At 38.8% G+C, this 23,651-nt stretch carries 21 protein-coding genes; 9 read left to right on the top strand and 12 right to left on the bottom strand.

Annotation, left to right across the window (positions count from 1 at the left end):
- The first annotated feature begins 158 nt into the window (after nucleotides 1–158).
- On the top strand, nucleotides 159–635 hold the full coding sequence (locus BUA96_RS01240; protein WP_072979512.1) for a DUF6495 family protein: 477 nt from the start codon (nucleotides 159–161) through the stop codon (nucleotides 633–635).
- Between the two features lie 78 nt (nucleotides 636–713).
- Here the strand turns inward: BUA96_RS01240 and BUA96_RS01235 are convergent, their stop codons facing one another.
- Complete coding sequence (locus BUA96_RS01235; RefSeq protein ID WP_072980429.1) at nucleotides 714–1,955, bottom strand: ABC transporter permease; 1,242 nt, start codon at nucleotides 1,953–1,955, stop codon at nucleotides 714–716.
- A 155-nt stretch (nucleotides 1,956–2,110) separates the two neighbouring features.
- On the opposite strand from BUA96_RS01235, the gene hisS reads away from it, so the two are divergent.
- Nucleotides 2,111–3,481 carry a histidine--tRNA ligase gene (gene hisS / locus BUA96_RS01230; RefSeq protein WP_072979510.1) on the top strand — a complete coding sequence of 457 codons (1,371 nt, stop codon included), beginning with the start codon at nucleotides 2,111–2,113 and terminating at the stop codon, nucleotides 3,479–3,481.
- A gap of 107 nt (nucleotides 3,482–3,588) precedes the next feature.
- On the opposite strand, the gene BUA96_RS01225 is transcribed toward hisS, so the two are convergent.
- A complete protein-coding gene (locus BUA96_RS01225; RefSeq protein ID WP_072979508.1) occupies nucleotides 3,589–5,040 on the bottom strand; it encodes a nicotinate-nucleotide adenylyltransferase in 1,452 nt (483 codons plus the stop codon).
- 109 nt (nucleotides 5,041–5,149) lie between these two features.
- Between BUA96_RS01225 and BUA96_RS01220 the strand changes: the two genes are divergently transcribed.
- Together BUA96_RS01220 and BUA96_RS01215 are read left to right on the top strand one after the other, a co-directional pair.
- The gene (locus BUA96_RS01220; RefSeq protein ID WP_072979506.1) at nucleotides 5,150–5,914 is read left to right on the top strand and encodes an MBL fold metallo-hydrolase; all 765 of its coding nucleotides are present in this window, start codon (nucleotides 5,150–5,152) and stop codon (nucleotides 5,912–5,914) included.
- Between the two features lie 3 nt (nucleotides 5,915–5,917).
- Nucleotides 5,918–6,400, top strand: a complete 483-nt coding sequence (locus BUA96_RS01215) for a hypothetical protein (protein ID WP_072979504.1) — start codon at nucleotides 5,918–5,920, stop codon at nucleotides 6,398–6,400.
- Here the strand turns inward: BUA96_RS01215 and BUA96_RS01210 are convergent.
- The 8 genes from BUA96_RS01210 to BUA96_RS01175 all read right to left on the bottom strand — a co-directional run bounded on the left by BUA96_RS01210 (nucleotide 6,397) and on the right by BUA96_RS01175 (nucleotide 14,665).
- Nucleotides 6,397–7,047, bottom strand: coding sequence for an alpha/beta hydrolase (locus BUA96_RS01210; RefSeq protein ID WP_072979502.1), 651 nt, complete (start codon nucleotides 7,045–7,047; stop codon nucleotides 6,397–6,399). The genes BUA96_RS01215 and BUA96_RS01210 overlap by 4 nt on opposite strands.
- Before the next feature lies 1 nt (nucleotide 7,048).
- Nucleotides 7,049–7,378 carry a DUF4870 domain-containing protein gene (locus tag BUA96_RS01205; protein WP_072979500.1) on the bottom strand — a complete coding sequence of 110 codons (330 nt, stop codon included), beginning with the start codon at nucleotides 7,376–7,378 and terminating at the stop codon, nucleotides 7,049–7,051.
- Nucleotides 7,379–8,632, bottom strand: coding sequence for a dihydroorotase (locus tag BUA96_RS01200; protein WP_072979498.1), 1,254 nt, complete (start codon nucleotides 8,630–8,632; stop codon nucleotides 7,379–7,381).
- Entirely contained in the window at nucleotides 8,629–10,548 is a 1,920-nt protein-coding gene (locus BUA96_RS01195; RefSeq protein ID WP_072979495.1) for a BatA domain-containing protein, read from the bottom strand. The genes BUA96_RS01200 and BUA96_RS01195 overlap by 4 nt, the downstream gene beginning before the upstream one ends.
- Before the next feature lie 75 nt (nucleotides 10,549–10,623).
- Nucleotides 10,624–11,877, bottom strand: coding sequence for a sensor histidine kinase (locus BUA96_RS01190; RefSeq protein WP_072979493.1), 1,254 nt, complete (start codon nucleotides 11,875–11,877; stop codon nucleotides 10,624–10,626).
- Between the two features lie 41 nt (nucleotides 11,878–11,918).
- Nucleotides 11,919–13,130 (bottom strand): sensor histidine kinase, encoded by a 1,212-nt coding sequence (locus BUA96_RS01185; RefSeq protein WP_072979491.1) that lies wholly within the window; start codon nucleotides 13,128–13,130, stop codon nucleotides 11,919–11,921.
- A gap of 100 nt (nucleotides 13,131–13,230) precedes the next feature.
- A complete protein-coding gene (locus BUA96_RS01180) occupies nucleotides 13,231–14,022 on the bottom strand; it encodes a TIGR02757 family protein (protein WP_072979489.1) in 792 nt (263 codons plus the stop codon).
- Nucleotides 14,003–14,665: an ABC transporter ATP-binding protein gene (locus BUA96_RS01175; RefSeq protein WP_072979487.1), complete on the bottom strand. Its 663-nt coding sequence runs from the start codon at nucleotides 14,663–14,665 to the stop codon at nucleotides 14,003–14,005. Before BUA96_RS01175 ends, BUA96_RS01180 begins: the two co-directional genes overlap by 20 nt.
- A gap of 231 nt (nucleotides 14,666–14,896) precedes the next feature.
- Between BUA96_RS01175 and msrA the strand changes: the two genes are divergently transcribed.
- From msrA to BUA96_RS01160, 3 genes are all read left to right on the top strand, one after another.
- Nucleotides 14,897–15,448, top strand: coding sequence for a peptide-methionine (S)-S-oxide reductase MsrA (msrA, locus tag BUA96_RS01170; RefSeq protein ID WP_072979485.1), 552 nt, complete (start codon nucleotides 14,897–14,899; stop codon nucleotides 15,446–15,448).
- 15 nt (nucleotides 15,449–15,463) lie between these two features.
- A complete protein-coding gene (gene folE, locus BUA96_RS01165) occupies nucleotides 15,464–16,063 on the top strand; it encodes a GTP cyclohydrolase I FolE (RefSeq protein ID WP_072979482.1) in 600 nt (199 codons plus the stop codon).
- 94 nt (nucleotides 16,064–16,157) lie between these two features.
- Nucleotides 16,158–16,466: a hypothetical protein gene (locus tag BUA96_RS01160; protein ID WP_072979480.1), complete on the top strand. Its 309-nt coding sequence runs from the start codon at nucleotides 16,158–16,160 to the stop codon at nucleotides 16,464–16,466.
- 51 nt (nucleotides 16,467–16,517) lie between these two features.
- Here the strand turns inward: BUA96_RS01160 and BUA96_RS01155 are convergent, their stop codons facing one another.
- Together BUA96_RS01155 and BUA96_RS01150 are read right to left on the bottom strand one after the other, a co-directional pair.
- Entirely contained in the window at nucleotides 16,518–16,898 is a 381-nt protein-coding gene (locus BUA96_RS01155; RefSeq protein ID WP_072979478.1) for a hypothetical protein, read from the bottom strand.
- Nucleotides 16,899–16,982: 84 nt separating this feature from the next.
- Nucleotides 16,983–19,529 carry an ATP-dependent Clp protease ATP-binding subunit gene (locus tag BUA96_RS01150; RefSeq protein ID WP_072979476.1) on the bottom strand — a complete coding sequence of 849 codons (2,547 nt, stop codon included), beginning with the start codon at nucleotides 19,527–19,529 and terminating at the stop codon, nucleotides 16,983–16,985.
- A 246-nt stretch (nucleotides 19,530–19,775) separates the two neighbouring features.
- On the opposite strand from BUA96_RS01150, the gene gyrA reads away from it, so the two are divergent.
- Both gyrA and BUA96_RS01140 read left to right on the top strand, forming a co-directional pair.
- Nucleotides 19,776–22,322 (top strand): DNA gyrase subunit A, encoded by a 2,547-nt coding sequence (gene gyrA, locus BUA96_RS01145; protein ID WP_072979475.1) that lies wholly within the window; start codon nucleotides 19,776–19,778, stop codon nucleotides 22,320–22,322.
- 28 nt (nucleotides 22,323–22,350) lie between these two features.
- The gene (locus BUA96_RS01140; RefSeq protein ID WP_072979474.1) at nucleotides 22,351–23,616 is read left to right on the top strand and encodes a tetratricopeptide repeat protein; all 1,266 of its coding nucleotides are present in this window, start codon (nucleotides 22,351–22,353) and stop codon (nucleotides 23,614–23,616) included.
- Nucleotides 23,617–23,651: the final 35 nt, after the last annotated feature.

The following is a 23,651-nucleotide window of genomic DNA, read 5'->3' as shown; positions in this document are numbered from 1 at the left end:
ATAAAATTTAAAGCTTCCGTAATTTTGCGGAAGCTTTTTTTATTGGCATTGCCAAGGGTTCAATCCTTTTTTGGCCTGCCTTGAAACTGAAAAATTCGTTTCTAAATAATACCTTTTCGGGTTTGCCCAGAGGTAGTTTACTTCTAAAAACTCAAAATATGAAGTACATAAGACTTTCAAAAGAGCAATTAGATGAAATGCACCAGGAATTTATAAACTTTCTGGCGTCACAGTCGATCACTGCTGAAGAGTGGGATACGATCAAGAAAAATCAGCCGGAAACCGCTGAGCAAGAGCTTGATGTATTTAGCGATTTGATCTGGGAAGGTGTTTTGAGCAAGGTGGAATATCTTGAGCACTTTTCGCCACAGCACATGTTTTTGTTTAAAGTAGGAGCACTTAAAATAAGTATGATCTCTATTGAAGTTGAAAACAAAAGCATAGATATCACAACGCCTCAAGGGTATAAATGGCTGCAGGATAACTTTATGAAAGATGAAGTGAATCTATACAGCTCTAGTAAACTCTTATCAGATGATCGAAACAACGATATTTTTGTGCTCATTAGACAAGGAGCAAATATCACTAAAGGAGAATTATACCGCTGGTTTGAGAAATTTGTCGAAGTAGAGTAGTTATTCCAGAGACGACCTTAAATGGCATTTTGTAAAAAAAACTGAAGCTAAAACTTCAGGTTTTTTTATGGTTTACAGTTACTCGTATCTCAAGGATTCAACCGGATCAAGTTTTGCTGCTTTTAATGCAGGGAAAAGTCCGGCGATAACTGCGACGAGCAGGGTTACTGCGGTTGCTGCCAGCATCGCCATCCACGGTGTGGTAAAATTAAAATTAGCCACAGTTGAAATTAAGATTCCTATACCAATACCGAGAATTATACCCAGAATTCCTCCAAATTGACCTATCATAATAGTTTCCATTAAAAATTGACCGGCAATGATTGATTTTTTGGCGCCTAGTGCTTTTCGTACTCCAATTTCGCGCGTGCGTTCAGTTACCGAAACTAGCATAATATTCATCAGAGCAATAGACGAACCTAAGATCGTGATCAAACTGATGACCCAGGCGGCAAGCGAGAGATATCCGCTGATTTCAGCGATTTGATTCAGTAAATCATCGCTCCGGCTGATACCAAAGTTGTTTTCTTCTACAGGAGCAAGTTTTCTCAGGTTTCTAAAGGTAATGATCGCTTCATCAAGAGCGCCTTCAAACATTTCTTTATCATCTACTTTTACACTTAAAGCGTAGTTAATATTAGCTTGTGTAAATAGCGATCGCGCGACCTGAATTGGGATGATCACGCGTAAATCCTGATTATTACCAAAGGTTGAACCTTTTTCTTCCAGAACACCGATCACCTTAAATTTAGCGCCGCGAATACTTATCGTTTGACCTATAGGATTTACATTTTTAAGCAGACCGTTTTTAAAATCACTTCCAAGAACACACACATTATTGTTATTCTTAATGTCAAAAAGTGTAAAGTTTCGGCCTAGATCCAGTTCGAGTCCGGCATTGTCCAAAAAGTTTTCATTAGCACCTAAAACGGTAACTTCAGGATCTGTATCCAAATTTTCATATTTAACTTCCGCAGAAGAAGTTCCGGTAAAAGAAACCGAAACTTGCGTGAACGGGTAGGTGTAGCGGTCTTCAAAATCACGCACTTCCGTATAGCGTATCACCGGATTTACTTTCTGTTTTTCACCACTACCTTGACTACGCGTGGTACGGTCGTAGCGTTGAATGTTAAAAGTATTGGCTCCCATCGAAGAAAAATCACTACTAATTGTGTTTTCAAGAGCTTTTACGAGACTTAAAATGGCTACAAGGGCAGTAATACCAATTGCTATAATTACTACTGTAAGAATCGTTCTTAGTAATTGGCTGCGAATAGAATCGTATGCGATACGAATATTTTCTCTAAAGAGTGAGAACATAAATTTACCGGTTTGAACCAATAGGTCTACTATTGTTTAAAATTGTTACTGTTTTATAAAATTAAGCCGTACAAACCCTCAATTTTTAAGATATTTGCAGGCGCTGAAACGCGTTCAGCAATTTAATTTTACAAGCGTATACAATAATACACACAATGGCTCAAAAACCCAGTATCCCTAAAGGAACCCGCGATTTTTCACCTGAAGAAGTTTTAAGACGCAATTATATCATCAATACGTTGCGTACCAATTTTGAGCTTTTTGGTTTTCAACCTATTGAAACGCCATCCTTTGAAAATAGCAGTACGCTGATGGGGAAGTATGGTGATGAAGGAGATCGCCTTATTTTTAAGATTTTGAATAGTGGGGATTATTTGAACAAGGTAGATGATGCCGTGTATACAGCAAAAGATAGTACAAAATTAACCGCTGAAATTTCAGAAAAAGCCTTACGCTACGATCTTACCGTGCCTTTTGCGCGTTATGTGGTACAGCATCAAAACGAGATCGAATTTCCTTTCAAGCGTTATCAGATTCAACCGGTCTGGCGTGCAGATCGTCCTCAAAAGGGAAGGTTTAGAGAGTTTTTTCAGTGTGATGCTGATGCTGTGGGATCTGATTCGCTATTGCAGGAAGTGGCTTTTGTACAGTTGTATGATGCGGTTTTCACCGATTTAGGACTGAAGGGAACCACGGTTAAAATGAATAACCGCAAAATTCTTTCGGGGCTCGCTGAAGCGATAGGTGCAGCTGATAAGCTGATCGATTTTACGGTGGCGCTAGATAAACTCGACAAAATAGGTGAGGAGGGCGTTGTCAAAGAGATGTTGGCTAAAGGAATTTCTGAAGAAGCCATTACTCGGGTTAAACCCATTTTTAACGTAAGCGGAAATTTTGCTGAAAAACTCAATCTGCTAAAAGATTTGCTAGCAGATTCTGAAGTTGGTAAAGAAGGTATCGAAGAGTTGGCGTACATTAATGAGAAGATCGCAGCGCTCGGACTTGCAACAGTAACTCTCGATCTCGATGTGACTTTAGCACGCGGACTCAATTATTACACGGGAGCGATTTTTGAAGTTGCTGCACCCGAAGGTGTAAAAATGGGAAGCATTGGAGGCGGTGGCCGTTATGACGATCTCACCGGAATTTTTGGACTGAAAAATATGAGCGGAGTTGGGATCTCTTTTGGTTTGGATCGTATTTATTTGGTGCTTGAAGAACTTGGTCTTTTTCCGGAGCAAGCGATTAAAGGAACCAAATTACTGTTCATCAACTTTGGAGAAGCAGAATCGTTGTATTGTCTAAAAGCGGTTAAATCTTTGCGTGAAGCGGGAATTACTTCAGAATTATATCCTGATGCTGCTAAGATGAAAAAGCAAATGTCGCACGCAGACAAACGCAATATTCAATTTGTGGTTTTAGCAGGAACACAAGAAATGGAAGAAGGAGTTTATACTCTTAAAAATATGAAAACAGGCGATCAGACCCGAGTAGATCTCAACGAATTGATCAAAGCGCTTGCTTAAATATAAAGGCTAACCATAAAAAAATCCCGAAGACTTTCGGGATTTTTTTATGGACTTTCCAAAAGGTCTAATGTCTTATGGTTGTTTATTTTTAATCAGTTTGTTTGTTAAGACTGCTCGATGGTCTTTGATTTGTAATCAAACAAGCCTTGTTCTTTAATCTGTTGCGCAATACCTTTTGGAAGCATTGCTTCCCAGCCTTCTTCATTATTTGCGATCATTTTAAGAACCTGACGCGAAAATACATTCAGAATATCAGGATTATAATCTTCGATATCTACAACACGACCATTGTACTTAAAGAATTTGTACAACTCTTTCATTCGCGGATGTACTTTTAGATTTTCGCTTGTAAAGAATTCACCTGTTTCCGGATCGCGCATCGGATACAGATACACACGCAAATCTTTAAAGAAAAGTTTACCAAAGGCTTCTAGAATACCTCCACTCAAATGGCGGTAGTATGACTCGTCAAAAATATCAATCAAGTTGTTTACACCCATCGCAAGACCCATACGCTCTTTAGTATAGCGTGAGAAGTACTCCACTAAACGATAATATTCTTGGAAATTTGAAATCATTACCGTGTGGCCCAGATTACATAATAATCGGGCTCTTGCCATAAAATCTTCTTCATCGATCTCACCTTCCGCCCGAAGGTTAGAAAGGGTGATTTCAAAAATCACTTCAGTATTGTCTTCTTTTACGCGATTTTCGTTTAAAAAGATTTCAAGCGATTTGCGATACATGTCGGTATTGACCTTGGTCACAGGTCTAAAACTTCCGCGAAGCGCAAGAATGTTTTTCTTGTAAAGAATTTTTGCAGCAAGAATATTGTTTCCGTCAGCACCAAACATTACAGCGTCTGTAAAACCGTTTTTAACCAACTGCAAACTCATAAGACGGTTATCTACTTTAGAGAAAACCGGTCCTGAGAAGTTGATCATATCAATCTCGATCTGATCTTTATCAATATGGTCATATAAGTAGCGCAGGAGTTTTTTAGGTGAATCGTATTTGTAATAAGCGCCATAAATTAAGTTTACGCCTAGCGTACCTAAGGTAAGCTGCTGTAAACGTGCGTCAGTTTCGTGAAAACGTACGTGTAGAATAATCTCGTTAAATTCTGCCTGAGGTTCTACCTGATATTTTATACCTACCCAACCATGACCTTTATATTTTTTTGCAAAATCAATAGTCGCTACAGTGTTGGCATACGTAAAATAGATTTTATTAGGATGCTTCTCGCGAGAGATTCTGTTTTCTAACAGGTTGGTTTCATGCGCAAGCATCTTTTTTAGTCGGGCCTCAGTTACATAGCGATGATCTTGCTCTACACCATATACTGCATCACTAAAATCTTTGTCATAAGCAGACATCGCCTTCGCAATGGTACCGCTCGCGCCACCGGCTCTAAAAAAATGTCTTACGGTTTCTTGTCCTGCACCAATCTCGGCAAATGTACCGTAGATGTTTTCGTTGAGATTTATTCGCAGGGCTTTATTGGTTATCGACGGGATATTTTCAAACTCTTTATCACCTTGAATCGTGATCGGCATAGCGCTTATTTTTAGGGTGAGTATTGGTGGTTTCCTTTGCGGGTTAAAGGTAACAAAATGGTAGGGCTTACAAAAAATTAAGTGTAGTTTTGTGCTAAATTTCACAGGTTTGAGAATCACCTTTTTAGGCACAGGCACATCACAAGGAATCCCCATTATTGGGAGCACACACCCGGTTTGTAAGAGCAAAGACCCCCGAGACAAACGTTTGCGTGTGTCACTTTTAATAGAATTTGAAGGCGCAAATTATGTGATAGATTGCGGTCCAGATTTTAGACAACAAATGTTGACCCATAATGTAAATCATCTTGAAGCATTGCTGTTTACTCATGAGCACGCAGATCATACTGCGGGCCTTGATGATATCAGACCCTTTTTTTTCAGACAAGGAGATATACCGGTTTATGCGCATCAGCGGGTAATTGGCGAACTCAAAAAGCGATTTGAATATATTTTTAAGACCGAGAACAGATATCCCGGTGCACCTGCTGTAGCACTATTTGAGGTTATCAACAATCAGCCATTCATCATAAATAATTTACAGGTTGAGCCTATTAATGTGATGCACGGTAAACTTCAGGTTTTTGGCTATCGTTTTGGCTCTTTTGCGTATCTCACTGATGTCAAAACCATTGCAGCTGAAGAAAAACAAAAACTACGTGATCTTGATGTTTTGGTGGTAAATGCTTTGCGAGAGGAACCGCATTATTCGCATTTTAATCTAGAGGAAGCGCTTGCTTTTGTAGCCGAGATCAAACCAAAACAAACTTATTTTACACATATTAGTCATTTGCTGGGCTTTCACGCAGAGGTTGAAAAACAACTGCCTGACAATGTACATCTGGCTTATGACGGACTTCAATTAGAACTATAAGCTATGCGCAGAAACATTTTTATGTATTTGTTTTTATTTACTGCTCTTTGGGTGGTATTTCAATACGTGAATTCTACTAAAGTGTATGAGTCTCAAGAAAAGCATATCGCCAAATTAGAACAACAACTGGCTGAGGCTGATTCTTTGCAAGCGGTACGTGAGGATGGTGGTGAGCGTTATTTTAAATTGAAAGGAAACGAGCAAGCTTATGATTATTTTGAACGCTTTGGTGTTGCCGTGGATGATCTCGAAGCCAAGATCGAAAGCGCAATCATCAGCAAAAATACCACCGAAGGAAACGCGTTAATTCCGTATGAGAATGCCACTGGAATTTTTCAGATTAATAAGGTAGAGGTGCTTAACCACAAATGGGTGATCGCCGATTTCAGCGATGGAAAACGCTGGGGCGAACTCATTCTTCTTTATTCCATTGATAAAGAAGGTAACATAACTTTTGAAACACTGCAGAGCGTAATTTATCCTTAGTGTTGCAATAACCAATCTTTAAGGTCAAAAAAGTTTTGCGGAGCGACACCATGTCCTACAGGATATTCTTTCAAGTTAGATTCAATACCTAAAGTTGCTAAGTAAGGAGCGATCTTGCGCGCAGCTTCAACCGGAATAACCTGATCTACTGTACCGTGTGAACTGAATACAGAAAGGTGCTTATAGGCGCTTAAATCTGATTTTGGCGATATAATCGCTTCGTTGACATATCCGCTCAAGCCAATTACATTTTTGATCTTTTCAGGATAAGTAAGTGCTACAGCATAACTCAAAATACAACCCTGGCTGAAGCCCAAAAGCGTCACATTTTCAGCATCAAGGTTATAAGCATCGATAGTTTCGTCAATAAAAGTTTTGATCAATTCGCGCGAAGAAATAGCCTCTTCATCGTCAGACCATTTTCCGTCTGTAGCATCCCAGTAAATGGTGTACCACGCATTACCAAAAGGTTGCATTGCCATCGGTGCTTTTGCAGAGATCACAAAATATTCTTCAGGCAATTCTGGAGCAAAAGAAAATAGATCTTGCTCATTGCTTCCGTAGCCGTGTAACAGCAATAATAACGGAGGTTTTTCCGAAGTTTTTTTAGGTCTTTGTATAAGATGTTCTAATGAAAGTTGCGCCATATTATTCTATAAATCTAAACCACTTTTGATAGTATTTGCCCAGCAGTGGTACCGGTACGATATTTCCTTGTATAGCATTTACAAAGCCATAACCCCAGAGGATAAATATGAAAATATAAAAACCGAAGGATGCCGGCCAGCTATTCAAGAACGAAACTAAAAAGCCTAAAGCAAAGAAGGTTAGGAAAATCCCAAATGCTTGACGTATATGAAATCGCGCAAACGGATTTTTAGGTTCCATGTTCATAAAAATAGCGATGATCGCGCCTAGCATGGTCAAGTATGCGACTATCGCTGAAGTTTTACCGTTTTTAATGTCTTCTGTTGTCATTTAAGAAGCTATAAATTGGTTATTTGATATAATTCCGTAAACTTTTCCTTTTAATTTAGCTCCTAAGAATGCTGTGTTTTTAGACTTAGAAAGAATATGCTCTTTAACAAACACCGTAGTTCCTTTAGTCGTAAATAAACTGAGATTTGCCGGTTGACCAATTTCAATTTTTGATTTTACTTGGGTAAAGCGTTCTTGAGCCGCGGTAAGTAATTTTACCGCTCTTTTTTCAGAAACTAATGTGAGTAAAGCGCCCCAGGTAGCTTCTTGAGCAATGGTGCCAAATTTAGCGTGATCAAACTCCAGTTTTTTCAATTCAATATCAAGCGGGTTATGATCACTGGTGACCATATCAATCGTACCGTCCTTAATTCCGGCAATGAGTGCTTGCCGATCAGTTTCTGTACGTAATGGCGGAAGCACTTTATAGCGGGTGTCAAATTCATTAAGCATTGCTTCCGTATAAAATAAATTTACAATAGCAACGCTACAGGTTACGTCAAGGCCTTTTGCTTTAGCTTCTTTAATCAGAGCAACACTTTGAGCGGTAGAAATGGTTGGGATGTGCAATTTACCGCCGGTGTATTCTAAAATATATAAGTCACGCGCCACCTGTATGTGTTCGGCTAAAGAAGGAATACCTTTTAAACCAAGGCTAATAGCTGTTTCTCCTTCATTAGCAACACCTTTTATAATCAAATCATCTTCTTGCGGAAAAGACAAAACTAATCCATCAAATCCCTGAGCATATTGCAGCGCGATCTTGATAAGATTAGGATTGCTTATCGCGTGCTGGTAATCACCAAACGCCACGGCTCCTGCTTGTTGCATGTCATAGAGTTCGGCGAGATCAACCCCGGCAGCATTTTTTGTGAGTGCGCCAATAGGATGCAAATTAACTGCATTGCCGGCTGCCTTATTTTTTAGGAACGCCACCGAAGCATTGTTGTCAATGACTGGTGCGCTGTTGGCGTTTACGGCTATAGCAGTAAAGCCGCTCTTTCCGGCAACTTTTAATGCATTGATTATAGTTTCTCGTTCTTCAAAGCCCGGCTCACCAACGCTAACGCTGCTGTCAAACCAACCGGGAGAAACGCTTAAATTTTCAAACTGAAGCTCTTCTTCGTTATTTTTTGGGGTTAGATCGGTACCTATTTCAGTGATGATCCCGTTTTCAATTCTTAGATCTACTTGTTTTCCGTGATGTTCATTACTCTCATCCAGGAGGGTTGCCTTGGTGATACGTGCGTTCATTTAAACTTTTTTAGAAGAAGCATTTCGGCTAGAAATGCGAGCAGTGCAAAAATAACAAACCATTTGTAAAGTAAATTAAGATTTGTGTCTTGTTCTAGCTTATTAAATAGGTCTGGGATGTTGGTTTCAAAATCTATATTTTCAGCAGTTATGGCTTCAAGCGGCCTTAAATTGCTTTCTGCTCTATCAAAATTATACGCGACCATTGCCAGCGTATCTTGCTTGTATTTTACTGCGTAGAGTCCGTCGTTTTTAATTCCTTCTTGGGTGTCTATACTTACTTTGTCGCCTCGTTTTTGCTGAAGCGGAATAAACGCCTGCTCTTGCTGTTCTAGGGTGAGCACTACATCATCAGGCAAGGGTGTGGTTATGTCAAAAGTGGTTTTACTGCCAATGGAATAATAAATCTGAGGAAGCTTTAAAGCTTCGGTAGCAATTTTATCAAAAGTAGGAACGATAAGTTGACCATTGATGAAGTTGCTATTGGTACTCGATAAACTCCCTGTAAAGAGATACAGCCGATTGTTTTCAGCCAAAAACGGGGCATTATTTTCTAAACTTAAAATCGCGTCTGTGGTAGCTATTGGGAAATAGGCTTCTACCTGATGGGTCTGTAAATTAGAAGACCTTTTTGTAAAAACATTTTGGTATAAAGGATGGTCATAATTGATCGTTGTGATGCGTTGTGGAGCTTCAATTTTTGATTGAAAACCAGCGAACCCGTAAGCGTTTAGGAGGTTGTTGTAGTTCGTCGCAGCGGCATTCATGTTAGGGATAAGCAACAGGGTTCCGCCGTTTTGGGTATGTTTTTTTAAAGCATTGATCAGTGCTGTCGTAATGCGTTGCGGTTCATTTAGGATAATTAAATCCTGATCGTCGAGTATGCTGTATTCTAGTTGATCTTCGGCAACATTGGTATAGGAAAACTGTGGTTCTTGATACAACCTACTCAGAAAAGTATCTTCCGCATTTGAAACGGCGAGCACCTTTAGCGGTTCTGTCGTGTTAATGCTGAAATAAAAATCATTATCAAACTTTAAATCCGGAGTTGTAATACTCAGCCTTCCTTGAATAGCAGCCCCGGAAGTCAATTGAAACTCAATTTTTGAATGCTTTGAACTTTCAAAATTTGCAGAACCTTTGGCGATCAGTTTTTCTTTATCAAATAATGAAACCGGTACGTCTTGGTCGATCGGGGTGGTGCTTGCTAAAAAAACATCTAGCGAATACGCTGCGCTAACGCTATTGAGGTGCAGACTGTCTATACTTATATTTTCTAGACTAGTAGGCTCTAACAGTATGCGATGCTCTGTTTTGTTCAAAGAATCTAATTGAGAACTCCATCCTGTATCTTGAAAATCAGAAATAAGAATGCGTTGTCTAGAGCTTTCATCTTTGGTTGAAAACACGTTATTCAGCCGCATTCGCAGGCTTTGAACATCAATGGTTTTCTGAGTAAAATCTAAGTCTAAGAGTTCGTTACGATCGGTCACAGGATCAAAATCACGCAATACGTCATCCCAAGTGACCAGTGTATAGCGCTCATCTTTATGCAGAGCAGCAAGAAGTTCTTGTTTAGCCTCGGTAAGTAAGTTGCCTTTTTTACCAGTAGCTTGCATACTGAAAGAATTATCAATAAAAATTACTGTTTCTTGAGGTTGTAACGCGCGCTGAGAATTTGGAATAAAGGGTTCGGCGAAAGCAAAGATTAAAAAAGTAAGCGCGAGTAAACGCGTGCAGAGCACCAACCATTTCTTTAAGGTACTGCTTTTACGGGTGTTTTGAATTACGGTTTCAAGAAAAGCGACGTTAGAAAAAGGTGTTTTTTTGTAACGTCTAAGCTGGAATAAATGAATGAGAATAGGAATAAGTAGCAGAAAAAGCGCGTAAAGAATTTCAGGATTTTTAAACTGCATACAAGTTTACATTTCTCAGTAAACGAAAATACTGGTTTTAGAAATTATTACACCTTATTGAAGCGTTTTATTCTCTTAATTTTTTAATGCGGAAGTGTCATTCTCAGGACCTGCGATTTGTGTTGGGATATCTTGTTTTCTAGCAGAAAAGCTAAACGTACTTCCTTCACCTTCCACCGAAGCTACACTGATGCGCCCGCCTAAGTTGGCGACTAGTTTCTTTACGGTAGATAAGCCAATCCCATTGCCACGGTTTCCGTTTTTGTCTTTAGAAGCTACGATGGAAAAGAGTTCAAAAATTTTATCGATTTTATCCTGCGGAATTCCAATCCCATTATCAATAACTTCAAATCGATAAAAATCACTGTCTTCGGTAAATGTGACTGTGATCTCAGGTTCTTCTTTATCATTGTATTTGATGCTGTTGCCTAAAAGATTTATAAAAATCTGATGCAAAGCAGCACGATTACAGGAGATGATATGATTGGCTTCCGGGAGATGAATAACGGTTTTATAATCGTGGTTGAGCATATCTTCAACTTCCTCAAGAAGATCGTGAATGTCAAACGAGTCTCGCTGATCTATAGTTAAATTATCACTCTCATAATGTTGCAAAATTCCGCTAATATATTCGCTTAGCGAAAAGGAAGAACTTTTAAGGTAGTTAAGATAATCGAGCCCTTTTTCATCTAAAAGCTCTTTGTATTTTGCCTTAAGAATATCTGTAGTGGTGATAATATTCGCTAGCGGCATTTTCATATCGTGAGAAACTACTCCGGCAAATTCTTTAAGAAGACTATTTTTTTTGAGAAGGTTTTTTTGAAGCGCCTTATTCTCAATATTCTGGCGGCGGAGTTCAAAAAGATTGACGACTTGACTGGCCAAAGCGATCAATGTACTCACCTGATGCTCGTTGAGCGTACGGGGCTCGTGATCAAATACACAAAGAGTTCCTAAAGCGTGCCCGCCTTTATCCACTAGCGGAACGCCCGCATAAAAAATGGCTTTCATGGGGCCAGTAACCAGCGGATTGTCTTTAAATCGGTCATCTTCGCGCGCGTCAGGAATGATAAAAATGGGATCGTGCGTTTGAATTGCGTGCGTACAAAATGAAATTTCACGAGGAGACTCGTTAAACGGAACTCCGTAATGCGATTTTAAAAAATTACGATTGTAATCAAGCATAGTGATCAATGCAATGGGAGTGCCGCAGATATAGGAGGCGATCTGTGTGATATTGTCGTAACTCTTCTCAGGCAGCGTACCCACCAGTTTGTAAGAGTCTACAGCCTTTTGTCGTTTCTTTTCGTCTATTTTCACTATACTCATTGCTTATAAATATAAGCATTTAACTTAATTGAAAGTCCGTGTTAGGCACTTACTTTTTGAATCGTAAAGTCAAATGTAGCTCCTTCCCCTTCGGTACTGCTCACACTTATAATTCCACCTAAAGAATGCACAAGATTACGCACCGTAGAAAGGCCAATTCCGTTACCTTTTTTTCCTTTATTATCAGTTTCTGAAGCAATACTGAATAAGTCAAAAATAGAATCTAACTTATCTGCTGCAATGCCCTTACCGTTGTCACTTATTTGTATGTAATAATAAGCGTGATCCTCAACACTGTTGATGGTTATGATACCGGTTTCTTTGTCGTTGTACTTTAAACTGTTAGTGATGAGATTCAGAAGAATTTGTTGTACTGCAGATTTGCTGCTGTTCAGTTCAATTCCAGATTCGGGTAAATTGATAATGTAGTCTTCACTTATTTTAAGCAAATCGATAATCTCTTCCAGCAGATGATGTAGATCAAATTTTTCTAAGTTTTTAACCTGAAGCTCTTCACTCTCATAATACGATAGCAAATTGTCAATATAATCACTAAGCGAAAATGAGGACTGTTTTAAATAGGACAAGTAATCTATGCCTTGCGCATCAAGTTTAGGAGCGTATTTAGCCCGAAGAATATCAGTCGTGACGATCATATTAGCTAAAGGCATTTTCATGTCGTGCGAAACCGTTCCGGCAAACTTTTTTAATTGCTCATTTTTCTTTGTCAATAATTGTTCAACCTCTTGCAGTTGCAAATTGCTACGTCTAAGCTCAAAAAGGTTTTCAACTTGCAAGGCGAGATCTTTAAGAGCGCTTATTTGTGCTTCGGAAAGATTTCTAGGCTTATGATCAATAATGCATAACGTACCTATAGGATTTCCTGTTTTTGATAAGAGCGGTACACCGGCGTAAAAGATCACGGGATAATCTGAGGTTAATAAAGGGTTTCCTTTAAAACGCTCGTCTAAGCGAGAATCAGGAATAATGGTGATCTCGCGAGGCTGAAGAATTGCGTGAGCACAAAATGAAATATCTCTAGCGGTGTCACAAAGATCCCAACCTATTTTTGCTTTAAACCATTGTTTGTCCGCATCAATTAACGAAACCAAAGCAATAGGCACTTCACAGATCGCAGCAGCCAAACGCGTTATCGTGTCGTAATTAGGATCAGGTTCGGTATGTAACAACGCCAACTGCCTCAACTCTGAAAGGCGAATTTGTTCATTAGCGGGTAGTGCTGGTTTCTGCATAAGTTGGTGGGTATTGTGCTCTTTAGCAACGGTCTAAAATACACTATTCTGATGAAAAAATCCAATCAGGAATATTGTTTATAAAAATAATTATAGTGTTCTAAAATAAATCTTTTTCAAAAGCGCTAAGTCCGAATAAGGCGAAATCATATTTTACAGGATCAATAGGGTCTAAGCGTCTTAATTGTTTGTCGAGTTCTGCCAAAGCGATCGCGTCGTTTTGCTTTCGTTTTAATAATCCTAATTGGCGCGCAACCCGCCCGGAATGTACATCTAAGGGGCACGAAAGAAATGCAGGAGACAAACTTGACCAAATGCCAAAATCTACACCTGCGGTGTTAGGCCTTACCATCCAGCGCAGAAACATATTGATGCGTTTTGCGGCAGATTTTTTTAATGGATCGCTCACGTGCTTTAGCGTACGGGGCTCGTGTTCAATTTCAAAAAAATGTTTTTTAAAGTGATGAATTGCAGTTTGCAGTTCGTTATTCATAACATAACCACTAAAAATAGCTTCAAGACCCAAATGATTGGTGTAAATATGTTGTAGACCTTTAATAAAAGTAATCAAGTCGTTTCCATTAAAGGTGCGGTGTACAAAGTGCTGTAAACGCTCAAGATCCTGCTCGGTATGGTTCAATACAAAATCATACGGACTGTTGTCTAACAATTCAACAAGGCTATTACCATTTTTAATTATGCTTTTACGGTTACCCCAGGCAATCGTCGCCACAAGAAAGCCTATGATCTCTATATCTTCTTTTTTACTGAATTGATGCGGAATCTGTATTGGGTCTGTACCAATAAATTTGGGACTCTCGTAGAGTGCAGCTTTTTCGTCTAAAAATTCTTTGAGTTCGCTTTTCTTGAGTCTAAGAGATGATTTTGCCATCTACCATAGTAAGTTTGCGATCAGCCATTGCGGCAAGATCTTCGTTATGCGTTACGATTACAAAAGTTTGATTATAAGTGTCGCGCAGCTTAAAAAAGAGTTGGTGCAAATTTTCAGCAGATTCACTATCTAAATTACCAGAAGGTTCATCGGCGAGAATGAGTGCAGGCTCGTTTATTAAAGAACGCGCAACAGCCACTCGTTGTTGTTCACCTCCGGAGAGTGCTCCGGGCTTATGATGAATGCGATGGCTGAGACCTAGAAAACTTAGTAATTCTTTTGCTTTAGCTTCTGCCTCCTCTTTACTTTTCTTTGCGATAAAAGCCGGAATACACACGTTTTCTAAAGCAGTGAATTCAGGTAGTAATTGATGAAACTGAAAAATAAACCCAATATTTAGATTACGGAATTTACTCAGCTCTTTTTCGTTAAGGTTAGCAATTTGCGTATCATTAATTTGGAGTGAAGTGTTTGCCTTTTTATCTGCACGGTCTAAGGTTCCTAAAATTTGAAGCAAGGTGGTTTTTCCGGCACCACTGGCACCAACTACTGAGACTACCTCACCATTTTCAATTAAAAGATCTACGCCTTTTAAGACCTGAACATCACCGTAAGATTTGTATATATTTTCAGCTTTTATCATAATGTGTGAACTTGTGAGCTACGTAAGCCGGTGTTGAGGTTTACGACTACTTGCTTGCTTAAAATTATATCTCGTTTTTGACTTTAAGCAACAAGATTCAAAGATACTACAGTATAAAAGATCTGCATCTTTGCACTTAAAATTAGTTTTTGTTTAATGATTTGAGCAAATGTATTAACAAAAGGTTAAACAGGGCTTGAGTTAAAAAGGAGATTCTAAATTTGTTATGCTATGAAAGAAAATTTGATGAAAGCTACTTTCGCTAACGGTTGCTTTTGGTGCACCGAAGCGGTTTTTCAACGCTTTAAAGGAATTTATAATGTAAAAAGTGGTTATACCGGTGGGACGATTAAAAATCCGCCGTATCGTGAAGTATGTCAGGGCAGAACCGGCCACGCTGAAGGAATTCAGTTTGATTATGATCCAGAGATCATCAGCTATCAAGAATTGCTAGAAGTGTTTTTTACCACACACGACCCTACCACTTTAAATAGACAAGGTAATGACGTAGGAACACAGTACCGAAGCGCGATTTTCTATCATAATGAAGAACAGCGTCAACAAGCAGAGGATTATATTGCGTATCTTGACGAGCAAGCTGTTTTTGATGCAAAAATTGTAACCGAAGTTACCCCGGCAAAACCTTTTTATATCGCAGAAGAAGAGCATCACTCTTTTTACAACAAGCATACAGAACAAGGGTATTGTCAATTTATAATCAATCCTAAAGTCAATAAAATAAAGAAGCTATACCAAGATAAATTACAAGAGGTGTATCTTTAAATAAAACAAGCATTTATGGCTCCCTATAGAAAATTTGAAGAATATAATATCAGTGTGCAAGATGATGTCAAAGATAGATACAAAGCGATCATTTCAGATCTTGGAGAAGACGTAAACCGAGAGGGCATTGTTAAAACTCCTGAACGTGCGGCCAAAGCCATGATGTATTTAACCAGCGGTTATGATATGGACGCTAGTGAAATTTTAAAAGGAGCTATGTTTAAGGAGGATTATAACGAAATGGTCATCGTAAAAAACATTGAGTTGTATTCCCTTTGTGAGCACCATTTGTTACCCTTCTTTGGAAAAGCTCATATAGCTTATATTCCTAACGGTCATATTGTGGGCCTGAGTAAATTACCACGCGTAGTAGATGTATTCTCAAGAAGGTTGCAAGTTCAGGAGCGTCTTACGCACGATATTTTAGAATGTATAAATACCACCTTGAAGCCTCAGGGTGTTGCCGTGGTTATCGAAGCTTCGCACATGTGTATGATGATGCGCGGGGTGCAGAAGCAAAATTCAACCACGACAACATCAGGATTTAGAGGTCAATTTGAGCATAATGAAACACGCAATGAGTTTTTAAAACTCATAGGTTCAGATCTTAGTTAGTTTGGCAGGTTATTTGCTCTATTGAAATTGATTACCAGAGATTTGACAACTGCGTTTAGGGTCAAATATTTTAACCCAATTTAAAATTGATACTATGAGAACTTTAAATTATAATTTGCTTTTCAAGGGTTTGTTTTTTGATGCGATAGGAATGCTTACCATGGCAATACCGGTAGTTGGGCCTTTTTTAGATTTAGCTTGGGCTCCGGTTGCTGCAAAACAAATGACTAAAATGTATCCCGGTAGAAACGGGAAATTCGCATCCATTTTAGTATTTATTGAGGAGCTATTACCTTTTACAGATATAATTCCATCATTTACATTGATGTGGATTTACACGTATCTTTTAAGTTCAGAACCTAAAAGAAATTTAAAAACGATACCTATTAAAGTGAATCGATAAATAAAAAGAGCGACGTAACAACGTCGCTTTTTTTTATGCGGATGAGTTGCACTAAGATGCTTCCTCAATTTTTTCTTCCATCCATTTCACAGCTTCCTCCAGGTCGTCAAAAATTCCAAACGGATTGTGATAAAATTTACCTTCGATCTTGGCTATATCTTTACTTAGTTTTGAAAAAGGTACGATTGCAAAAGCTTTCAGAGATTCAACGGTGTTTAGCTGCGTATATATTAAAGGATTGATGCTGTAACTATGTTTCCTTACCGAAATATAACCAAAAGGCTTCCCGTCAAAGTGCTTTAAGCAAGCTTCTAGAAATGCTTTACGCTCTTTATCATCAAAATTTACACTAGGGTTTACATAACCCATAGCGATGTTCTTAGTGAATTCAATTACACCAATACCTAAATCAAGACGTTTTTCGATTTTCAAAATATATTCTCCTAATATTCAATAACTAAGCTATAAAAAAAGCCGCGTATGAGCGGCTTTTGAGAGTTAATGTTTCGACAATTTTTAGGACTGCGCAGAATTTTCAGTTTTTTCTATTGAAATGCTCAGTTCTTCTTTGCCATCTTCAAGATCCATAAAAATGCGATCTCCTTCACTAATATTTGAAGTGATGATTTCTTCAGCTAAAGCATCCTCAATGTACTTCTGAATTGCACGCTTTAAAGGTCGGGCACCATACTCCTTGTCAAAACCTTTATCGCTAATGAAGTCTTTAGCTTTGTCACTTAATTTTAAGTGATAGCCAAGCGTTTCAATTCGCGCATACAGTTTCTTCAATTCGATATCAATGATCTGGTGAATTTCTTTACGATCAAGAGCATTGAAAACAATTACGTCATCCACACGATTTAAAAATTCTGGAGCAAAAGCCTTCTTTAATGCTTGTTGTATAATGCCTTTTGCATTTTCTTCGGCTTGTTCCTTACGGGCAGCGGTACCAAAACCTACGCCTTGTCCAAAGTCTTTTAGCTTACGTGCTCCAATATTTGAAGTCATGATGATCACCGTGTTTCTAAAGTCGATCTTGCGACCTAGAGAATCTGTGATATAGCCATCATCAAGCACTTGAAGCAACATATTAAATACGTCAGGATGCGCTTTTTCGATCTCATCAAGAAGAATTACTGAATACGGTTTTCTTCGCACTTTCTCAGTCAACTGACCGCCTTCTTCATAACCTACGTATCCCGGAGGTGCACCAATTAAGCGAGAAACAGCGAACTTCTCCATATACTCACTCATATCGATGCGTACTAAAGAATCTTCATTATCAAATAATTCTGTAGCAAGAATCTTAGCTAATTGTGTTTTACCCACACCTGTTTGACCAAGGAAGATAAAAGAACCAATTGGCTTCTGCGGATCTTTCAAACCTGCGCGGTTACGCTGTATTGCTTTTGCAACTTTGGCTACCGCATCATCTTGACCAATAACTTTAGATTTTATTGATTTTGGTAATTCGGCCAACTTGTTACTTTCGGTTTTAGCGATACGATTTACCGGGATTCCAGACATCATAGAAACCACATCAGCAACATTATCTTCAGTTACTGTTTCTCGATGTTGCTTAGAATCTTCTTCCCAGTTTTGCTGAGCAACGGCAAGTTCTTTTTCAAGATTTTTTTCATCATCTCGCAGCTTTGCAGCTTCTTCATATTTCTGTTTTTTAACCACAGAATTTTTGCGCTCACGTACTTCTTCTAACTGACGCTCCAGATCAAGAATCTTTTTAGGAACATCAATATTCACAATATGCACACGTGATCCTGCTTCGTCTAAAGCATCAATAGCTTTGTCCGGCAGAAAACGATCAGTCATATATCTATTGGTAAGCGTAACACAAGCTTTTATCGCTTCGGGTGTGTAAATTACATTATGATGATCCTCGTATTTATCCTTAATGTTATTTAGGATTTCAACAGTCTCATCAATATTTGTAGGCTCTACGATCACTTTCTGAAAACGACGCTCTAAAGCACCATCTTTCTCGATATACTGGCGATATTCATCAAGAGTAGTTGCACCGATGCATTGAATTTCTCCACGTGCAAGAGCCGGTTTAAACATATTACTCGCGTCTAAAGATCCTGTTGCGCCACCGGCACCAACAATGGTATGGATCTCATCGATGAACAGAATAATATCAGAATTTTTTTCTAATTCATTCATTACGGCTTTCATACGCTCTTCAAACTGACCGCGGTATTTAGTACCTGCAACTAAGCTTGCAAGATCTAATGTAACCACGCGCTTATCAAAAAGTATACGAGAAACCTTACGTTTTACAATACGTAGCGCAAGCCCTTCAGCAATTGCTGATTTACCCACACCAGGCTCACCAATAAGCAGCGGATTGTTTTTCTTACGTCTACTCAAAATTTGAGAAACACGTTCTATTTCTTTTTCTCGACCCACTACCGGATCGAGTTTATCTTCTTCAGCCATTGCGGTAAGATCACGACCGAAGTTATCTAAAACAGGTGTTTTAGATTTTTTGTTTGATTTATTTCCGGGAGCATTAAATGGATTTTCCTTAGAAGATTCTGCTGTGCTGTCATCTTCACTGAAAGATTCATTTTTAATAGGCTCTATATAATCGTCGTCGCTTGTCATCATAAGTTTAAATTGATCTTTTACGTTGTCATAATCCACTTTGAGTTTGTTAAGCAACTTGGTTGTAGGATCATTCTCGTTGCGTAAAACACAAAGTAAAAGATGCGCCGTGTTAATAGAAGAACTCTGAAAAAGTTTAGCTTCTAAAAAAGTTGTTTTTAAAGCACGCTCTGCCTGTCTGGTAAGATGTAGATTTTTCTTCTCATTGCTGGCTAAGCCAGAACCCGGATTCGCCGGACTAAGAATTTCAACTTTGCGCCTTAAGTGGCTTAAGTCTACATCTAACGCCTGTAAAATCTCGATGGCTTTGCCGCTTCCGTCACGTAATAAACCTAACATTAAATGTTCGGTTCCTATAAAATCGTGTCCTAAACGCAAAGCTTCTTCTTTACTATAGGCTATAACATCTTTAACTCGAGGGGAAAAATTATCATCCATAAACGCTCCAATCTTTTCTTAGGTTTTTGGTAATAATAGGTCAAAAACCGTTCCGTTGATTACTTTGTAAGTAAATTGACAAAATTACTTTCAAAGACACAATGGAAGTTAAGCATACTTATCAAAAACCAAAACTAATTTTTGTTAATAAAAAGCAGGATGGGATGCGGCGCCAAACGGCGAAAACAGACAAGAAAACCGTATATTGCCCCATACTGTTTAAACCACAATTAAAGATAAATATATATGGCTGAAGGAGAGAAGTTAATTCCTATCAACATTGAAGATGAAATGAAATCAGCCTACATTGATTACTCAATGTCGGTCATCGTGTCACGTGCATTACCTGATGTACGCGACGGTTTAAAACCTGTACATAGACGTGTTTTATTTGGAATGCACGAGCTGGGTGTTCGTTCAAATACCTCTCATAAAAAATCAGCGAGAATCGTTGGGGAAGTTTTAGGTAAATACCACCCGCACGGGGATTCTTCGGTTTACGATACTATGGTGCGTATGGCTCAGGAATGGAGCTTGCGTTATATGCTGGTTGATGGTCAAGGTAACTTTGGGTCTGTAGATGGTGACAGCCCTGCAGCAATGCGTTATACCGAAGCACGCATGCGCAAGATTTCTGAAGAAATGCTTGCAGATATTGATAAAGATACGGTTGATCATACCTTAAATTTTGACGATACTTTAAAAGAACCTACCGTTTTACCTACGCGTATTCCGGGGCTTTTAGTAAATGGAGCATCCGGTATTGCTGTAGGTATGGCTACAAATATGCCTCCGCACAACCTTACCGAAGTTGTTAATGGTACTGTTGCATACATCGAGAATAACGATATCGAGATAGACGAGTTGATGCAGCACATTACAGCACCAGATTTTCCTACAGGAGGAACGATCTATGGCTATGATGGGGTGCGCGAAGCTTTTAAAACGGGCCGTGGCCGTGTGGTATTAAGAGCTAAAGCGATCATCGAAGAAGTTAAAGGGAGAGAGTGTATCATCGTTAGCGAGATTCCGTATCAGGTAAATAAAGCTGATATGATCAAGAAAACCGCTGATCTTGTCAACGAGAAGAAAATCGACGGAATCGCTTCTATACGTGATGAGTCTGACCGTAAGGGAATGCGTATTGTATACGTTTTGAAGCGTGATGCAATTCCTAACATCGTTTTAAACACTTTATATAAGTATACCGCGCTACAATCATCGTTTAGCGTAAACAATATCGCATTGGTTAACGGAAGACCAGAAATGCTGAATCTTAAAGATATGATTCATCATTTTGTGGAGCACCGTCACGAGGTAGTGGTTCGCCGTACCCAGTACGAATTAAAAAAGGCTGAAGACCGCGCGCATATTTTAGAAGGATTAATAATCGCATCAGATAATATAGATGAAGTTATTGCCCTGATTCGTGCTAGTAGTAACGCCGAAGAAGCTCGTGAAAAATTAATTGAGCGTTTTGAGCTTACTGAAATTCAGGCGCGTGCCATCGTAGAAATGCGATTAAGACAGCTTACTGGTCTGGAGCAGGATAAACTACGTGAAGAATATGAGGAGCTCTTAAAAACCATTGAAGACTTAAAAGACATTCTAGCCCGCAAAGAGCGCAGAATGGATATTATTAAGGAAGAGCTTGAGGAGATTAAAGCCAAGTATGGTGATGAACGCCGTACTGATATTGATATTGCTGGTGGTGATGTTAGTATCACAGACCTTATTCCTGATGAAAAAGTAGTACTTACTATTTCTCACGCTGGTTATGTTAAGCGAACTTCTCTAATGGAATATAAAACCCAAAATAGAGGAGGAGTAGGTCAAAAAGGTTCTACCACGCGTAATGAGGATTTCTTAGAGCATCTGTTTGTAGGAACTAATCATCAGTATTTGATTTTCTTTACTGAAAAAGGCAAATGTTTCTGGGTGCGCGTTTTTGAAATTCCAGAAGGAAGCAAAACCTCAAAAGGACGTGCAATTCAAAACCTGATCAATATTGAGCCGGATGATAAAGTGAAAGCCTTTATCTGTACTAATGATTTGAAAGATGAAGAATACATCAACAGTCATTATGTCATTATGGCAACTAAAAAAGGACAGGTTAAGAAAACTTCATTAGAGCAATACTCGAGACCACGTACTAACGGGATTAATGCAATCACTATTAAAGATGGAGACGAATTGCTTGCTGCAAAATTAACTACAGGAGACAGCCAGGTGATGCTTGCGGTTAAATCTGGTAAAGCCATTCGCTTTGAAGAAGAGAAAACCAGACCTATGGGTAGAAATGCTTCAGGTGTGCGTGGCATAACTCTTGCAGATGATAATGATGAAGTGATAGGAATGGTTGCTGTAAATGATCCTGAGTCTAATGTTCTCGTAGTTTCTGAGAATGGTTATGGTAAGCGATCACTGGTAGAAGACTACCGTGTCACCAACCGTGGTGGAAAGGGAGTAAAGACTATTTCTATTACAGAAAAAACCGGAAATCTCGTTGCTATCAATAACGTTACCGATGAAGATGATCTAATGATCATCAATAAATCTGGAATTGCCATCAGAATGGAAGTTTCAGAATTAAGAGTGATGGGCCGTGCAACTCAGGGAGTGCGCCTTATCAACCTTAAAAAAGGTGATACGATTGCAGCAGTGACCAAGGTTAAGAAAGATGAGGATGATATTGAAGATGAAGAGTTAGATGGAGTGGAAGGAGCAACAGATACATCTGAGTCTACCGAAGAACCAACAAATAATAAACCTTCTTCTGATGAAGAAGAATAAATAAAGTCGAATATAAATTGAACAAATAATGAAAACTAAATCTTTATTGCTAGCAGCATTATCTTTTACTGCTGTAACCTTTGCGCAGAAAAAGGAAATCAGATCTGCAGAGAAGACTGTAGATGATGAGAACTATGCTCAAGCGCAAACTGAAATCGCCGCCGTTGAAAGTATGATGGGGGAGATGGATGAAAAAGAAAAAGAATATTACTATTTTGTAAAAGGTCGTGCGTTTTTAGGTGGTGAAAAAAATACCAATGCAGACGAACTTTTAAAAGCTATGGAAGCTTTTGCTAAGGTTTCAGAATTCAACGACGGTGACAAGTACGGTGATGAAGCAACCCAGTACAAGCAAACAGCTATGAACGCTATTATCTCTTCAGCGGTAGATGATCAGAATGCTCAGAAATATGATGCAGCTGCAAGCAAGCTTTATAAATTATATACCTTAACTCCTAAAGATACTTCTTATCTATATTTTGCAGCATCTAACGCTGTAAATGGTCAGGATTATGATACTGCATTAGATTATTACGGTCAGTTAAAAGAATTAGGGTACACTGGTATCGAAACGAAGTACACCGCTAAAAATAAAGAAAGCGGTCAAGTTGAAAGTTTTCCTGATAAACAACAGCGTGACCTTTTTGTGAAGTCTGGTTCTCACGAAGATCCTAAGACTGAAGTTACCGAGTCTCGCTCTGGTGAAATTGCAAAAAATATCGCTTTGATTTACATCCAAGAAGGAAAGAATGAAGAAGCTCTTTCTGCAATTAAAGATGCTTTAGCTGAAAATCCAGATGACGATGCGTTAATTCGTTCTGCGGCTGATGTGTATTTAAAAATGGGAATGACAGATGAGTACGAGGCAGCATTACAAAAAGTAATTGCCAAAGATCCTAACAATCCAGGATTGTACTTTAACCTTGGTGTTGGAGCTGCAGATGCAGGAAACACTGAGAAAGCTTTGGGTTATTACAAAAAGGCATTAGAGATCGATCCTAATTACGCCGGTGCAAACCTTAACATCGCAGCGTTAATGCTTAGCCAAGATAAAGATATCATTGAGCAAATGAATTCTTTAGGAAACACTAAAGCTGATAACGATAAGTATGAAGTGCTTAAAGAAGAGCGTTTAAAGCTTTACAGAGATGCTGTTCCTTACTTAGAGAAAGCTACTTCTGGTGAGAATCCTAATATCGAAGCTGTGCGCACATTGTATAATATTCACGTTCAGTTAGGAAACACTGCTGAAGCAGATGAGTACAAAGCAAAACTTGATGCAATGCAAGGATAAACCTTACTAAGGTCATATAAATTAAAAAGTCCGAT

Source organism: Leeuwenhoekiella palythoae (assembly GCF_900130045.1).
Classification (GTDB): Bacteria; Bacteroidota; Bacteroidia; order Flavobacteriales; family Flavobacteriaceae; genus Leeuwenhoekiella; species Leeuwenhoekiella palythoae.
Note: the sequence above shows the minus strand (reverse complement) of the source record. Positions and strands in the feature narration are given on the sequence as shown.